This window comes from Corynebacterium gottingense, assembly GCF_007559235.1.
In the GTDB taxonomy this organism is placed as follows: Bacteria; Actinomycetota; Actinomycetes; order Mycobacteriales; family Mycobacteriaceae; genus Corynebacterium; species Corynebacterium gottingense.
Window position 1 is genome coordinate 1 of record NZ_VMHH01000018.1, and the last position, 14,384, is coordinate 14,384.

The following is a 14,384-nucleotide window of genomic DNA, read 5'->3' on the forward strand; positions in this document are numbered from 1 at the left end:
GCCCAAGCCCCGCCCCCACGCACGAGAAAACCCACCGCCTCGTACTCGCGTACGTGGTGGTGGGTGAGTGTGCCAGGTAGAAGATTCGAACTTCTGAAGGCAATGCCGGCGGATTTACAGTCCGCTCCCTTTGGCCGCTCGGGCAACCTGGCGTGCACCTTAAGTGCGTTGAATACTTTACAACACTACCGCCAGCCCTTTGCAAATCGGCTGGTCATCGGGGTGAAAGGCGCTATCCTACGCGGTCGACGGTGTAGCGGGACAGCTGGCGCAGCGCGTCGCTGGCGGGCCCGGCCGGGAGCGTCTCGAGTTCGCGGTTGACGGCGGCGAGGTAGGCGTTGACGTCGTCAAGCGCTCGCTCCCGCCCGTTGGTCTGGCCGATCAACTGGAGCGCCCGCTGCACCTCCTCATCCGTCTGCAGCGGGCCGGTGAGCATTGCGCGCAGCTCGCGGCCCGCCTCCGAGTCCTCCTGCATGGCGTAGAGGACCGGGAGGGTGAACACGCCCTCGCGAAGGTCCGTGCCGGGGGTCTTGCCGGACTGCGCGGGGTCGGAGAAGATGTCGATGATGTCGTCGACGATCTGGAAAACCATGCCGACGGCGGCGCCGAGGCGCTGGCAGCTCGCCACCACTTCCTGGCTCGCGCCGGCGTGGGTGGCGCCCAGGTACGCGGCGGACGCGATGAGCACGCCCGTCTTGCCCTCGATCACCTTCATGTAATGCTCGACCGGGTCGCCGCCGCGCGCGCCGAGCGACTCCAGCATCTGCCCCGTAACCAGTTCCTGGAAGGTGTCGGCGAAGTGCGCGACCGTGGCGGTGTCGATCTCGCTCATGATGCGCGACGCGTGGGCGAACAGTACGTCGCCGGCCAGGATGGCCACGGTGTTGTCCCAGCGCGAGTTGGCCGAGTCGACGCCGCGGCGCCGCTCCGCCTCATCCATCACGTCGTCGTGGTAGAGGGTGGCCAGGTGGACCATCTCTGTAATGACGGCGGACTTCACCACGTTCTCCGACGCGGTGTCGGGCCCGAACTCGCTGCACAACAGCGCCATCAGCGGGCGGAAGCGCTTGCCCCCGGCCACGGCCAGGTGCGTGACCTTGTCCGTGATGAACTCCTCGCCCTGCGAGAGCCGCTCGAGCAGCACGCGTTCAACCTCGCCCATCCCCTGCGCAATGCGGGCGTTCAGGGCGTCGTCGCCGAGGTCCATGTCGTATCCATGGCGCGGCGACGGGTGGTTGATGTTGGCCATCGGTACCATCCTTGCAGGTTGGGCGAGACGGCCGCGGCGCCACCCGGTTCCCGGGCAGCGCTTTGCGGCGCACAATTATCGCACTCAACCGTAGTGCAAGCTGGCCACCGGGTGTACCAGCGGGGGCTGTCAACGCCTCTGGCACAATGTTGTCCGTGATGGATGTTGTTGATTGCGTTGTTGTTGGCGCTGGCCCCTCCGGCTCGATTGCGGCGATCGCCGCCCAGCGCGCGGGCCTGAGCACCCTGCTTCTCGACGCCCAACCGCACCGCCGCGACAAAACCTGCGGCGACGGCCTCACCCCGCGCGCCGTCCACACGCTGCGCACACTCGGCCTCGAATCAGCACTCCCCGCCTACCGCAACCGCGGCCTTAAGCTCCACGGCTACGGCGGCAGCGTCACCGCACCCTGGCCCACCGGCCGCTACGGCACGCAAGGCTCCGCGAGCCCCCGCTCGCTTTTCGACGCCACCCTGGCCGACCAGGCCGCCACCTCCGGAGCCACCGTCTGGCACGGCTGCGCGGCGACCGGGGCGGACTTCGACGCCCACGACTCCATCACCGCCGTCCACACGGACCGTGGCCCGGTGCGCACCCGCTGGGTCATCGTTGCCGACGGGGTACGCTCCCCCTTTGGCAAGTCGCTCGGGCGGATCTGGCACAAGGACCAGGTGTACGGGATAGCCGCGAGGTCCTACTGCACGACGTCGCTGAGCACCGAGCCCTGGATGCACTCGCACGTAGAGCTGCGCGACGACGCGGGCGAGATCCAGCCCGGCTACGGCTGGATCTTCCCGCTTGGCGACGGCACCGTGAACCTCGGCTGCGGCGCCCTGTCCACCCAGGCGCGCCCGGCGAAGGTGAACACGAAGAAGCTGCTCGCGCACTACGCCCGCCAACAGCGCGACGCCTGGGACCTGGGCGAGCCGCAACACGTGACCTCGGCGCTGCTGCCGATGGGAGGCGCAGTGTCCAACGTGGCGGGCCCGAACTGGGCGCTGATTGGCGACGCCGCAGCCTGCGTCAACCCGCTCAACGGCGAGGGCATTGATTACGGCATGGAAACTGCCGTGATGGCCGTGGAGCTCCTCGGCGAGGGCAAGGACCTCACCCTTGCGTGGCCGTACGCGCTGCGCCGCGCCTACGGCGACGCGTTCGCGCTCGCGCGCACCGCGGCGCGCCTGCTGACCTACCCGCAGTTCCTTCCCGCCGCGGGCCCGCTCGCGCTGCGCGGATTGGGCGGGCGCTACCTCATGCCGGCGGCGGCGCGGCTGATGGGCAACCTGGTCACCGAGGAGGACACGGATCTTTTGGCCCGGGCGTGGCGCGCGGCCGGGCGACTCGCCCCGCGTGGTGAGGCGCTGTGGGACCCACGCTAACGCGTGTGCGGGGCTAGGCAGGCTTCGTCGCGCTGTGCAGCGCCACAATTCCCGCGCTTAAATCCTGCCAGCCTGCGTCCTGCCAGCCATTACGGTTGATCGCTGCGGCAAGTGCCTCCTGATCCGGCCAGGCGCGGATGGACTCTGCCAGGTACTCGTAGGCCTCCGCATTGGAGGAAAAGACCTTGGCCAAAAGCGGCAGCGCGACCGGTAGGTACTCCTTGTAGAAGGTACGGAAACCGGGCACGACAGGGGTGGAAAATTCGTTGACTACAAGGCGCCCGCCTGGCTTGGTCACGCGCGCCATCTCGCGCAAGCCTGCTTCGAAGTCGTAGACGTTGCGCAGGCCGTAGGAGATGGTGACGGCGTCGAAGGTGGCGTCGGCAAAAGGCAGGTGCATCGCATCGCCCACCGCCTTGGGCACGTCGCGATCGCGGCCCGCGGCGAGCATGCCTTGGGAGAAGTCACAGGCCACCACCCAGGCACCCGACTTGGCCAGCTCCACGGTAGAAACCGCGGTGCCGGCGGCGAGGTCAAGCACCGTCTCCCCCGGTTTGAGCTGGAGGCGCTTGCGCGTACGACGCCGCCAGTACTTATCCAGCCCAAAAGACAGGATGGTGTTGGTGAGGTCGTATTTTTCGCCCACGCCGTCAAACATGCCGGCGACGTCGAAGGGCTTTTTCTCCAGATCTGCCTTGGCCATAGGAATGCATTGTACGGCTCCACCCCACTTCAGTGGGTATTCGCCGGAGCCCCTCTTGTAACTTCGCTATATCGAAGTTTAAACTTCTATCCACCAAGACACATCGAAAGAGAAAGGCACACCATGATCCGACGGGCACTCGGCGTCTGCGCCACCCTCCTCCTCGCCTGCGGCACGGCAAGCTGCGCAAACACCCCCTCCTCCGGCGATGAACCGGTCGTTTTGACCACTTTCACCGTCATCCAAGACATCGCCGCCAACGTCGCCGGCGAACACCTGCAGGTGGAATCCATCACCAAACCTGGTGCCGAGATCCACGGGTACGAGCCCACCCCGGGTGACATCGCCAAGGCCTCAGAGGCGGATCTCATCCTGGATAACGGTCTCAACCTGGAAAACTGGTTCGCCCAGTTCGTGGAAGAGACCGATGTGCCGCACACGGTCGTTTCCGAAGGCATCGACCCGATCGACATCACCGAGGACGCCTACGCCGGCAAACCCAACCCGCACGCCTGGATGAGCCCTAAAAATGTGCAGACCTACGTGGACAACATCGTCGACGCCTTCAGTGAGCTCGACCCGGAGCACGCCGAGCAGTACGCGGAAAACGGGGCGAGCTACAAGGCGCAGCTGCAGGAAATCCAGGACGAGATGACGCGCGAACTTTCGGCGCTCCCCGAGCAGCAGCGCGCGCTGGTGACCTGCGAGGGCGCGTTTTCCTACCTCGCCCGCGACGCCGGGCTGCAGGAGCAGTACATCTGGCCGGTCAACGCAGAAAACGAGGCGACCCCGCAGCAGATCGCCCGCACCATCGAGTTTGTCAAGCACAACGAGGTGCCCGCCGTCTTCTGCGAGTCGACTGTCTCCAACGCGGCCATGCAGCAGGTTGTCGACGCCACGGGTTCCCAGCTCGGCGACACCCTCTACGTTGACTCCCTTTCACCCGAGGACGGCCCCGTGCCCACCTACCTGGACCTGATCAAGCACGACTCTTCCGCCATCATCGAGGGCCTTACGGGGCAGGCATCATGACACCCGCGATCAGCGTCGAAGGCGTGACCGTACGCTACGGCGACGTCGAGGCCCTGCGCGAGGCCAGCGTCGCCATCGCCCCGGGCCGAGCCTGCGGGCTCGTCGGCATGAATGGCTCTGGCAAATCCACCCTGTTCAAGGCGATCATGGGGCTGGTCAAACCTGCCACGGGCACGGTGACCATTAACGGCACGCACCTCGCCGCCGCACGCAAGGCCCAGGTAGTCGCTTACGTCCCGCAAAGCGAAGAGGTGGATTGGCAGTTCCCGATCACCGTGCGCGAGGTCGTCATGACCGGACGCTACGGCCACATGAGGTTGACGCGTCGCCCGCGCCGCCGCGACGAGGCCGCCGTCGATGAGGCCCTCGAGCGCACGCACCTGACCCGCTTCGCCGACCGCCAGATCGGCCAGCTTTCAGGAGGACAGAAGAAACGCGCCTTCGTCGCCCGCGGCATTGCGCAGGGCGCGAGCATTATGCTTCTCGACGAGCCGTTCGCGGGCGTCGACAAGCAATCCGAAGCGACGATCACCGCACTGCTGCGCGAACTCGTCGCCGACGGTGCCACACTGTTCGTCTCCACGCACGACTTCGCCGCGCTACCCGCGCTCGCGGACGAATCCGTCCTGTTGCAAAAGCGCGTGCTCATGCACGCCCCAACCGAGGATGTGCTGCGGCCGGAGAACCTCGCACGCGCCTTCGGCATGACCCCTACCAAGACGGAGGCGAGCGCATGATTTCGCTGCTACTAGACCCACTCACCTACGGCTTCATGAGCCGGGCGCTGGCCACCGCGCTGACTGCTTCCATCGTCTGCGCGATGCTGTCCTGCTGGCTCGTGCTGGTGGGCTGGTCGCTGATGGGCGATGCGGTCTCCCACGCGGTCCTGCCAGGCGTGGTGCTCTCCTACATCATCGGCGCGCCTTTCGCCGTGGGCGCCGTACTCTTCGGCTTCCTCGCGGTCGCCTTGATCGGCCTGGTGCGCAACACCTCGCGGGTCAAAGAGGACGCCGCGATCGGCATCGTGTTTACCTCGCTCTTCTCCTTCGGGCTGGTGCTCATCTCGGTCACGCCCTCGCACACGGATCTAAACCACATCATCTTTGGCAACCTTTTGGGCGTGTCCCGCGCGGAGATGCTGCAAGTAATCGGTCTTGCCGTGCTCGTGTTTGGCGCGCTGCTCATCAAGCGGCGGGATCTGACGCTCTACGCCTTCGACCCCATCCACGCGCACGCGATCGGGCTCAGCCCGCGCGCGATCGGTGCCGGGTTGCTCGCCCTGCTCGCACTGACGACTGTGGTAGCGCTGCAGGTCGTGGGGGTGATCCTGGTTGTTGCCATGCTGATTATTCCCGGCGCGACGGCGTACCTGCTCACCGACTCCTTTGGCACGATGCTGCTCATCGCCCCCGCCATGGCCGCGGCCTGCGCGGTCATTGGCCTGTACTGTAGCTACTACCTGGACACCGCCACGGGAGCGATGATGGTGCTCGCGCAGGCGTGCGTGTTTACGCTCGTGTACCTTTTTGGCCCCCGGGGACTTGTGTATCCCGGGGCGCGCTCACGTACACCGCGTCAGTCGCAGCACGCCCCAGCGGGATAGTCACGCCGTCGGCCGCGTTTTGCACTTCCACTGCCCCGGAAAAGGGCGCGCCCTCGGCCACGTGGAGGTGCGAGCCGACGTTCAGTCCGTGGGCGTGCAGGAAGCGCAGCAGCTCCGGGTCTTCGTCGGAAATTCGCTCGATGACTACGTCGCTGCCCGGTTCCACCGTGCTCAGGGTGACTGCGTCGGGGGCGTGTATCGAGCCATCGGCGGCGGGGATCGGGTCGCCGTGGGGGTCGCGCGTCGGGTGGTGCAGCAGCGCCGCCACCCGCTCCACTAAAAGGTCGGAGACGGCGTGCTCGAGCTGTTCGGCTTCATCGTGAACCTCGTCCCAGGAATAGTCGAGTACTTGCACCAGGAAAGTCTCGATCAGCCGGTGGCGGCGCACCATCTGCACTGCGTATGCCCTCCCCTGCTCCGTCAGCTGCACGGAGCCGTAGCGTTTGTGCGAGACGAGCTTTTGGTCAGCCAGTTTGCGCACGGTGTCGGACACCGTCGACTGCTTCACGCCCAGCGCCTTCGCGATCATCGAGGTGGAAGCGGGCTGGTCCGACCACTCTTCAAGCTCCCAGATCGCCTTGAGGTAATCCTGGGTGCTTGCAGACAGGTCCGAGACTGACATAGTGGGCCAGTCTACCCGGCTTTAAGCCCCGCGCGACTTGCGACGCCTCCCCGCCCACCGTGGCAGGGTGATGTCGCGCCCGAAGAGACTGACCACGTTGTTGCGGTAGCCCTTGCGTGCTTCCTCGTAGTAGCCCATCAGCTGCTCGCACAGCGCATCCCAGGTTTTATCCGCCACCGAGGCTCGCGCGTTGCGTTTGAGTTCGGCCAAGCGGGCGTCGTCAAGCAGATAGCGCGCCGCGTCAGGAAGCTCCTCGCTGAAGGTTGCTACCTCCAGCAGCAGGCCGTTTTCCCCATCCTGGATCAGGTCGATGGGGCCACCAGCCTTCGGGCCAATGGTGGGTACGCCGGAGGCCTGCGCCTCCTGGATGGCCTGGCAGAAGGTCTCGAACTCGCCGGTGTGCACGAACAGGTCCAGCGACGCGTAGGCGCGCGCGAGCTGCTCGCCGGACAGCGCGCCGGTAAACACAGCGGAGGGCATGAGCTCCTGGAGCGCGTCGCGCTCCGGGCCGTCGCCCACGATCACGAGTTGGATGTCCGGGTCCTGCTCGAGCACGGCCAGGCGGCACACGCTCTTCTCGCTGGCCAGTCGGCCGACAAAGCCGACGACCTTCTTCGTGCCGGTGGGATCCCACTGGTAGCGCAGCATGTCGGAGCGCTTCGACGGGTTGAACAGCTCCGCGTTCACGCCGCGACCCCAGCGCTTCACGTTCTTGATGCCGTGCGACTCCAGCTCCCGGATCGCCTCCGATGACGGGGCGAGGTTGAGCTGGCAGCGGTTGTGGATGTTGCGGGTCCAGTCCCAGGCCAGCGCGGCCACGGCGGAGAGCTGGTATTTGGTGGCAAAGCCGGCCACGTCGGTCTGGTACAGGCCCACAGCCGGCACGCCGAGCTGCATCGCGGAGAACACGCCCGCGCCGCCGAGCACGAACGGGCTGGCCAGATGGATGATGTCCGGCTCGAACTCCGCCAGCGCCGCGGTCACGGTGGTGGTGGGCACGCCGATGGGCAGCGAATCCACCAGCGGCACGCGCATCGTGGGCACGCGCACGATGGGAAAGCCCAGGTAGTCCGCGACCTCTTCCTGGAAGTCGCGAGCACCGGGCGCGACGACGAGCGCCTCGTGGCCCTCCGCCTTCAGGTACTCCAGGACGCGGAGCACCGAGTTGGTGACTCCGTTGATGTTCGGGAGGAATGATTCCGCGACAATTCCGACTCGCATACTTTCGAACCTTCCCATATGCATGCAAACGAGACTCTACGAGTGATCAAACTTTGTTCTAACTCAACGTGAACGTTTGGGCGCTGATCGACGCACCCACGTCCACGCCAGCGCGAACACACCGGTGGCCACGAGCGCCACCGAGCCCGCGGGGATGAGCGAGAGCCCCCACCCGCGGCCCTCAACTTTCACCAGATCCGGGTTGTTCTTGGCGTAGGTCACCCAGACCTGCTGCCCCTCCCCCAGCCCGGAGGGGTAGAGCAGCCCGCTCGGGGGCGAGAAGTGCCGCCCCTCCTCGTCTTGGTATTCCACGGAGGTGCGCACCGCGCTCACCCCGGTCACCGTGGCCATGCCGCGTCCGGGGTCGGCCATGATGCGGGCGTCGTTCATCGCCGCTCCCCCGACCATCGCCACCGCCCCCAGCAGCGCGGCCAGGTAGAGCGCCAGCAGCGCCTGCTGCCCGCGCCGCCGCCAGTTGATCACCGGGCGAGCCTCTGCGCCAGTGCCCGCCGGGTCGCCCGCGTCGTGTCGACCTCCACCACGGTGATCGGGTTCGGCTCCGCCTCGAGCCGGATCAGGGTCTGCAGGAGTTCCTGCAGGCTGCCGGCGTGCTCGTAGTCGGCGCCATATGCCTGGGCAAGCTTTTCGACGCCCACGTGATGCCCCGTCCCGAACACCCGCTCAAAGTCGCGCTCCACGCTCTCCGCCCCGGCCTCGAGCGTGTGGAAGATCCCGCCGCCGTCGTCGTTGGCCACCACGATGGTGAGGTTCCCGGGGCGCGGCTCGTCTGGGCCGATGAGCAGGCCGTTTACGTCGTGCAGGAATGTTAGGTCGCCCATGAGGGCGACGGTGCGCGGGGCCCTGATCTCGTCGGGGTGCAGGGCCTGCGTCGCCAGGGCCACGCCGACGGCCTGGGAGACGGTGCCGTCGATACCCGCGGCCCCGCGCGCGGAGATGGTGGTCACGCCGTCGAACGGCATGCCCACCATGCTCACGTCGCGAACCGGGTTGGAGGAGCCGACGACGAGCGTGTCGCCCACGCCGAGGGTGTCGCACACGGCGGCGGCGACGTGCATGCCGGTCAGCCCGAACTCGTCCTCAGTGAGTGCGTCGCGCACAGTCTGGGCGCCGACCTCGCCTGCGGCCTCGCAGATCTTGATCCAGGCGTCCGTGGACTGTCCGGTGGCGTTGACGCGGGAGCCGCGCCGGTCCGGGTGGCCGGTGAACGTGTCGGTGCGCGAGATGCCGATGACCTCGATGTCCGGGTCCGCCATGAGCGCCATGACGTCGCGGTGCAGGGTGGGGTGCCCCTCCACGATGAGCTGGTCCGGCTTGGTTTCCGCGGAGAAGTCGCCGCCGTCGTGAGAGATGGCGACCTCGCTCTTGGCAAAGAAGCGCGCCGCCAGCGGGTGCACCTGGTGGAAGGGGGCGGGCGCGGTCGGCTCCGCGATGGTGGGCACGTGCTCGAGGCCGGGGACGTCCCAGGCCTCGTCGCCCGCGATGACGAGGGTGTTGCGGGTCAGGTCCACGTCCACGGCGCCGTGGTCCACCCAGGTCGGCGGCGTGCTCAGGCGGCCCGGGCCGACCCGGCGCGGCTCGCCCTCCGGCGCCGGGAGCGTGTCGGGCACGAGCGGGGTGTCCAGGGCGACGTTGATGTGGACCTGGTCCGCCGCGAAGGACACGGCGGCGGCGTCCGCCTCCGTGGCCACCTGCTGGGTGGCGGCGTAGCGGCCGAAGATGCCGTCTTGCCAAATGGTTTGCGATGCCCCCGTGCCCACCAGCCGGGCCGGGCGGTCCGCACTCACGACGGCCAGCGGGGTGTGCGACATGTGCGCCTCCACCATCGCGGGCAGCGCGTTCGCCACCGCGGTGCCCGAGGTCATGACGACGCCCACGTGCCGGCGCTGCACGCGCGCGAGGCCGAGCGCGGTGAAGGCGGCCGAGCGCTCGTCGATACGCATGTGCACGCGGAGGTCCCTGCGGGCCATGAGCGCGTAGGCCAGGGGCGAATTGCGCGAACCCGGGCTCATGACCACGTCGGTGACGTTGTCAGCCAGGCGCTGGGCAATCACGCGGGCAACGGCAAGCGATTCAGGGAGCGTTTCCATGAGTGCCCAGTCTAGCGGTGGCTACTGGTTCTGAAGAATGTCGTCCGCGCCGCGGCGCAGCTCGTCCAGGAGGTCCTCTGCACCGGTGCGCACCTCGTCGGGGACCTGCACGTCGGGCGCCTCCGGGAGGTCGGGCAGCTCGGACTCCGTCGGCGCTGTCTGCGCTGTCGGCTCCGGCTCACGGGAATCCCTGTCGCGGTCGCCGAACAGCGACGGGCGCTTCGTGGTCGTCTCCGTCGACGTGACGGTCTCGGTCTGGGTATTGGTCACGGTCACCGGCGGCTTCGAGGCCTCGGCGGACGCGGCGCGCCACAGGAGGAAGAACACCACGCCCGCCGCCAGCGCGATGGCGAGCAGCACGCCCAGCACCATGGCGAGTGTGTTGGAGCGCTCCTCCGGCTCCTCGTAGTAGCGCGGCTCGGGCTCCGGCGGCGCCGGCTGGGTGTACTGCGGCTGCTCGTAACGGGGTTGCTCGTAGCGCGGGCGTTCCTGTTCAGCAGGGTCGGGGAAGTACTGCTTGGGGCGGGGACGGTGCGGTGGTTCCTCCGGAACGCCAAACTGGCGCGTCTGGTTATCCATGCGGATAGCCTAACGCGCCAGTGACAGCAGGGCGGTATCTAGAGCACCAACCCGAACACGGGGACGGCGAGGAAGTAAGTGGCCAGGGCGATAAGGACCAGCGCGATCGCGTTGAGCCAGATGCCGCCCTTGATCATCTCGCCCATGGTGACGTAGCCCGAGGAGTACGCGATGGCGTTTGGCGGGGTGGCCACCGGGAGCATGAACGCGCAGGTGGCGGACAGCGCCACGGGGATGGCGAGGAGGAGGACGTTCATCTCGCTGGCGTCGGTAAGCCCGATGCCCACTGCCACACCGCCCATGATGGGCAGGAACGTCGCTGCTGTTGCGGTGTTGGAGGTCAGCTCCGTCAGACCGAGCACGAGGGCGGCGATGGCGAAGATGAGCAGGAAGACCGGCAGGACGGCCAGGCCCTTGGCGGCCTCGCCGATCCAGAGCGACAGGCCCGTGGCGGTGAACATGGCGGAGAGCGACAGTCCGCCGCCGAAGAGGAGGAGGACGTCCCACGGCATCTCGTTCGCCGTCTCCCAGTCAAGCAGGCGCTTGCCGTTTTTCTTGCCCGGGATGATGAACATGAGCAGGCCGGCGATGATGCCCACGATGGCATCATCGTACGGGAAGTCCCAGCCGAACTGCTTGATGCCCAGCGGGATGAAGATCCAGGCCAGCGCCGCGAGGAGGAAGATGATGCCCGCGGCAATCTGCGGGAAGGTCCACGGACCGAGCTTGCGGATCTCCGCCTCGATGAGCTCCTTGCCGCCCGGAATGTGGTCAATCTCCGGCTTGAACACGGTGATGAGCACCCACCAAGCGATGAAGGTGAACGCGATGGCCACCGGCATGCCAACCAGCATCCACTGACCGAAGCCGATGGTGATGCCGTGTGCCTCCTTCATGTAGCCCTGCAGCAGCGCGTTCGGCGGGGTGCCGATGAGCGTGCCGAGTGAGCCTATCGACGCCGAGTACGCGATCGCCAGCATCAGCGCGGTCCCGAACTTCTTCTGGTTCTGCATGCCGCCCACGGTGTCCGCGGTGAGCATGAGCACGGAGGTGCCGATGGGCAACATGACCACGGCGGTCGCGGTGTTGGAAACCCACATGGACATGAAGCCCGTGGCGATCATGAAGCCCAGGATGATGCGCTTCGGGCTCGTCCCCACCAGCTTGACCACCACGAGCGCGAGGCGCCGGTGCAGGTTCCAGCGCTGCAGGCCCAGCGCCATGAGGAAGCCGCCCATGAACAGGAAGATGGTGGCGGAGGCGTACGGGGAGGACACCTTGGAAAACTCGGCCACCCCCATCACCGGGAAGATGGCGATGGGCAGCAGCGCGGTCGCGGCCAACGGGATGGCCTCCGTCATCCACCACACCGCCATGAGCACCGTGGTGGCGGCGACGACGCGCATCGCCTGCGCGGTGTACTCCACGTCCGGCTTCGCGCCCGCGGATTGCGACACCGTGTCCGGGGCGCTTGCGGGGAAGATGAACCAGATGAGCGCCGCGAGTGCGACGCCGAGGATCAGGCCGATCAGCTGGCGGCGCCACTCGCCTGGTTCTGGGGCTTTGGCGAGATCGCCATCCGACAGCGCGGATGAGTCATGCACAACGGGGGTAGACATTGCCCCACCTACTTTCCAACGTGTTCAGTACTGTTTCCACAGCATGATTGGTATTCTTTTTCACAATCACCTGTAAAAAAGTTTAGTGCACCGGGTGAAAAACCGGACATTCCTTTGGCATTCCGTAGGGCACTCCCGGGCGCACTACCCCCGTATGTAGGGGAGGCAGTCGCGCACGCGTTGGAACCACCAGTTTTCGCGTTCGCCGCCCGCACGCAGGCCGTGGAGCCGCTCCGGGTCGGGCACGGTGCGGCTGATACGGAGGCGGCCGCAGACAATCTCGCGCGGCGCCGCCACGTCCTCCGCGAACAGGTTTTGGGTGGCCAGGCCCGCCGCGCGTGAGCCCGTGAGCTGCGCGGCGACCAGCCCGGCGTCCATGCCCACCGCGGTGTCCAGCGCGCTGGCCACGGTCACGCCCAGGCCCAGCTCGCGCGAGATCCGCACCAGCGGGCGCACCCCGCCCAGCGGGGCGACCTTGCACACGGCGACGTCCGCCGCGCCCAGCTCGGCGACGCGGTAGGGGTCGCTCGCCTTGCGGATCGACTCGTCCGCGGCGATCGGAGAGGCGACGCGGCGGCGCACCTCCGCGAGCTCCTCGGCGGTGGCGCAGGGCTGCTCCACGTACTCGAGCTCGGCCACGCGCTCGAGCGCGTCGATCGCTTCGCAGGCCTCGTCGACGGTCCAGGCCCGGTTGGCGTCCACGCGCAGGCGCGCGTCGGGGCGGAGGGTGTGGACGCGGGCGAGGCGGGCGGTGTCGTCGGCAAGCGACTGCCCCTTCTCCGCGACCTTGACCTTGAACGTGTTGATCCCCTCCGGGTAACGGTCGAGCACGCGCTCGACCTGGTCGGCGGGCACGGCGGGAACGGTGCCGTTGACCTCGACCTCGCCCTCAGCTGCGGGGAGGCCCTCGAAGGCGGCTTCGATCCCGGCGCGCAGCCACGCTGCGGACTCCTCCGGCCCGTACTCGAGGAAGGGCGCGAACTCGCCCCAGCCAGCGGGCCCGTCAATGAGCAGGGCCTCGCGGGTGGTGATACCGCGGAATCGCACGGCCATGGGCAGCGTCACGACGTGCGCGCGCTGCAGGATCTCGTCGGCGGTGGGCAGCAAACTGTTTTCCCTTCCGTACATCGTCATGTTCTTGCTACTGTAATTTGCCTGCGGGGGCTCACGCGCAGGTAGGTAGGATGCAGTCCCATGAGTTACTCCACCTCCCAGCCGTTCGACCCCACCCAGTGGCGCAGCGTCGAGGGCTTCGACTTCACCGACATCACCTACCACCGCCACGTCGGCGAGTCCCGCGCCGACGGAATCGTGCGCATCGCGTTTGACCGCCCGGAAGTGCGCAACGCGTTCCGTCCCCACACGGTTGACGAGCTCTACCAAGCACTCGACCACGCGCGGCGCTCACCTGACGTCGGTGTGGTGCTGCTCACCGGCAACGGCCCCTCCGAAAAGGACGGCGGCTGGGCGTTCTGCTCGGGCGGCGACCAGCGCATCCGCGGCCGCTCCGGATACCAGTACGCCGGCGGCGATACGGCCGAGACCGTCGACACCGCGCGAGTGAAGGCAGAGGGCGGGCGCCTGCACATCCTGGAGGTGCAGCGCCTGATCCGCACGATGCCGAAGGTGGTCATCGCCGTGGTCAACGGTTGGGCTGCCGGCGGCGGGCACTCGCTGCACGTGGTCTGCGACCTGACCATCGCCTCGCGCGAGGAGGCGCGCTTCAAACAGACGGATGCCGACGTCGGCTCCTTCGACGCCGGCTACGGGTCTGCGTATTTGGCCAAGATGGTGGGGCAGAAGTTCGCCCGCGAGATCTTCTTTTTGGGCCGGACCTATTCGGCCGAAGAGATGCAGCGCATGGGCGCGGTGAACATCGTGGCTTCGCACGCCGACTTGGAGGAGGAAGCGATCCAGGCCGCCCGCGAGATCAACGGCAAGTCGCCCACCGCGCAGCGCATGCTGAAGTTCGCGTTCAACCTTACCGACGACGGGCTCATGGGACAGCAGGTCTTCGCCGGCGAGGCGACTCGCCTGGCGTACATGACCGACGAGGCCGTCGAGGGCCGCGACTCCTTCCTGGAGAAGCGCCCGCCGCGTTGGGACGAGTTCCCGTTTTACTACTAGGGGCGCTTTGGTGCTCGTTGCTGGCTAGACGGCGCTGCCGCCCCAGATGACGAGAGGAGGATGACGAGGACGCGGAGAAAAATCAACGAGTTCGTCGCCCCCTTCTCGTCATCCAGCCGAGTCACGCCGAGCGGGATCTGCC

14 protein-coding genes and 1 tRNA gene are annotated in these 14,384 nt (G+C 67.3%); 5 read left to right on the forward strand and 10 right to left on the reverse strand.

Annotated features, from left to right (window positions below; genetic code table 11):
* Nucleotides 1-70 precede the first annotated feature (70 nt).
* Nucleotides 71-152, reverse strand: a tRNA-Tyr gene (locus FPH17_RS11550).
* Between the two features lie 80 nt (nucleotides 153-232).
* Entirely contained in the window at nucleotides 233-1,249 is a 1,017-nt protein-coding gene (locus FPH17_RS11555; RefSeq protein ID WP_154880723.1) for a polyprenyl synthetase family protein, read from the reverse strand.
* Between the two features lie 158 nt (nucleotides 1,250-1,407).
* Here FPH17_RS11555 and FPH17_RS11560 point away from each other — a divergent pair, with 158 nt between their 5' ends.
* Complete coding sequence (locus tag FPH17_RS11560; protein ID WP_414437246.1) at nucleotides 1,408-2,628, forward strand: geranylgeranyl reductase family protein; 1,221 nt, start codon at nucleotides 1,408-1,410, stop codon at nucleotides 2,626-2,628.
* A gap of 13 nt (nucleotides 2,629-2,641) precedes the next feature.
* Here the strand turns inward: FPH17_RS11560 and FPH17_RS11565 are convergent, their stop codons facing one another.
* A complete protein-coding gene (locus FPH17_RS11565; protein ID WP_144717751.1) occupies nucleotides 2,642-3,331 on the reverse strand; it encodes a demethylmenaquinone methyltransferase in 690 nt (229 codons plus the stop codon).
* A 123-nt stretch (nucleotides 3,332-3,454) separates the two neighbouring features.
* Between FPH17_RS11565 and FPH17_RS11570 the strand changes: the two genes are divergently transcribed.
* From FPH17_RS11570 to FPH17_RS11580, 3 genes are read left to right on the forward strand one after another with little or no spacing between them, the layout of a single operon-like run.
* Nucleotides 3,455-4,363: a metal ABC transporter substrate-binding protein gene (locus FPH17_RS11570; protein ID WP_154880727.1), complete on the forward strand. Its 909-nt coding sequence runs from the start codon at nucleotides 3,455-3,457 to the stop codon at nucleotides 4,361-4,363.
* A complete protein-coding gene (locus FPH17_RS11575) occupies nucleotides 4,360-5,100 on the forward strand; it encodes a metal ABC transporter ATP-binding protein (protein ID WP_095547663.1) in 741 nt (246 codons plus the stop codon). The genes FPH17_RS11570 and FPH17_RS11575 overlap by 4 nt, the downstream gene beginning before the upstream one ends.
* Nucleotides 5,097-5,966, forward strand: a complete 870-nt coding sequence (locus FPH17_RS11580) for a metal ABC transporter permease (RefSeq protein ID WP_154880729.1) — start codon at nucleotides 5,097-5,099, stop codon at nucleotides 5,964-5,966. The genes FPH17_RS11575 and FPH17_RS11580 overlap by 4 nt, the downstream gene beginning before the upstream one ends.
* Here the strand turns inward: FPH17_RS11580 and FPH17_RS11585 are convergent.
* The 7 genes from FPH17_RS11585 to FPH17_RS11615 form a co-directional block, all read right to left on the reverse strand.
* A complete protein-coding gene (locus FPH17_RS11585) occupies nucleotides 5,872-6,588 on the reverse strand; it encodes a metal-dependent transcriptional regulator (protein ID WP_154880731.1) in 717 nt (238 codons plus the stop codon). The genes FPH17_RS11580 and FPH17_RS11585 overlap by 95 nt on opposite strands.
* A gap of 21 nt (nucleotides 6,589-6,609) precedes the next feature.
* Nucleotides 6,610-7,809, reverse strand: a complete 1,200-nt coding sequence (locus tag FPH17_RS11590) for a glycosyltransferase family 4 protein (RefSeq protein WP_154880733.1) — start codon at nucleotides 7,807-7,809, stop codon at nucleotides 6,610-6,612.
* A 63-nt stretch (nucleotides 7,810-7,872) separates the two neighbouring features.
* On the reverse strand, nucleotides 7,873-8,289 hold the full coding sequence (locus FPH17_RS11595; protein ID WP_414437245.1) for a DUF3592 domain-containing protein: 417 nt from the start codon (nucleotides 8,287-8,289) through the stop codon (nucleotides 7,873-7,875).
* Complete coding sequence (gene menD / locus FPH17_RS11600; RefSeq protein WP_154880737.1) at nucleotides 8,289-9,917, reverse strand: 2-succinyl-5-enolpyruvyl-6-hydroxy-3-cyclohexene-1-carboxylic-acid synthase; 1,629 nt, start codon at nucleotides 9,915-9,917, stop codon at nucleotides 8,289-8,291. Before menD ends, FPH17_RS11595 begins: the two co-directional genes overlap by 1 nt.
* A 21-nt stretch (nucleotides 9,918-9,938) precedes the next feature.
* The gene (locus FPH17_RS11605; protein ID WP_154880739.1) at nucleotides 9,939-10,496 is read right to left on the reverse strand and encodes a hypothetical protein; all 558 of its coding nucleotides are present in this window, start codon (nucleotides 10,494-10,496) and stop codon (nucleotides 9,939-9,941) included.
* Between the two features lie 38 nt (nucleotides 10,497-10,534).
* Entirely contained in the window at nucleotides 10,535-12,115 is a 1,581-nt protein-coding gene (locus FPH17_RS11610; RefSeq protein ID WP_095553344.1) for an SLC13 family permease, read from the reverse strand.
* 144 nt (nucleotides 12,116-12,259) lie between these two features.
* Nucleotides 12,260-13,249, reverse strand: coding sequence for an o-succinylbenzoate synthase (locus FPH17_RS11615; protein ID WP_238397047.1), 990 nt, complete (start codon nucleotides 13,247-13,249; stop codon nucleotides 12,260-12,262).
* Nucleotides 13,250-13,309: 60 nt separating this feature from the next.
* On the opposite strand from FPH17_RS11615, the gene FPH17_RS11620 reads away from it, so the two are divergent.
* Entirely contained in the window at nucleotides 13,310-14,242 is a 933-nt protein-coding gene (locus tag FPH17_RS11620; protein ID WP_154880741.1) for a 1,4-dihydroxy-2-naphthoyl-CoA synthase, read from the forward strand.
* The last annotated feature ends 142 nt before the right edge of the window (nucleotides 14,243-14,384 follow it).

Bases quoted from the DNA above. Each gene is read 5' to 3' on its own strand.
- FPH17_RS11610 (WP_095553344.1), bottom strand. From the start codon at position 12,115: ATGTCTACCCCCGTTGTGCATGACTCATCCGCGCTGTCGGATGGCGAT.
- FPH17_RS11555 (WP_154880723.1), bottom strand. From the start codon at position 1,249: ATGGCCAACATCAACCACCCGTCGCCGCGCCATGGATACGACATGGAC.
- FPH17_RS11565 (WP_144717751.1), bottom strand. From the start codon at position 3,331: ATGGCCAAGGCAGATCTGGAGAAAAAGCCCTTCGACGTCGCCGGCATG.
- FPH17_RS11620 (WP_154880741.1), top strand. From the start codon at position 13,310: ATGAGTTACTCCACCTCCCAGCCGTTCGACCCCACCCAGTGGCGCAGC.
- menD (WP_154880737.1), bottom strand. From the start codon at position 9,917: ATGGAAACGCTCCCTGAATCGCTTGCCGTTGCCCGCGTGATTGCCCAG.
- FPH17_RS11605 (WP_154880739.1), bottom strand. From the start codon at position 10,496: ATGGATAACCAGACGCGCCAGTTTGGCGTTCCGGAGGAACCACCGCAC.
- FPH17_RS11585 (WP_154880731.1), bottom strand. From the start codon at position 6,588: ATGTCAGTCTCGGACCTGTCTGCAAGCACCCAGGATTACCTCAAGGCG.
- FPH17_RS11580 (WP_154880729.1), top strand. From the start codon at position 5,097: ATGATTTCGCTGCTACTAGACCCACTCACCTACGGCTTCATGAGCCGG.
- FPH17_RS11615 (WP_238397047.1), bottom strand. From the start codon at position 13,249: ATGACGATGTACGGAAGGGAAAACAGTTTGCTGCCCACCGCCGACGAG.
- FPH17_RS11560 (WP_414437246.1), top strand. From the start codon at position 1,408: ATGGATGTTGTTGATTGCGTTGTTGTTGGCGCTGGCCCCTCCGGCTCG.
- FPH17_RS11575 (WP_095547663.1), top strand. From the start codon at position 4,360: ATGACACCCGCGATCAGCGTCGAAGGCGTGACCGTACGCTACGGCGAC.
- FPH17_RS11590 (WP_154880733.1), bottom strand. From the start codon at position 7,809: ATGCGAGTCGGAATTGTCGCGGAATCATTCCTCCCGAACATCAACGGA.
- FPH17_RS11570 (WP_154880727.1), top strand. From the start codon at position 3,455: ATGATCCGACGGGCACTCGGCGTCTGCGCCACCCTCCTCCTCGCCTGC.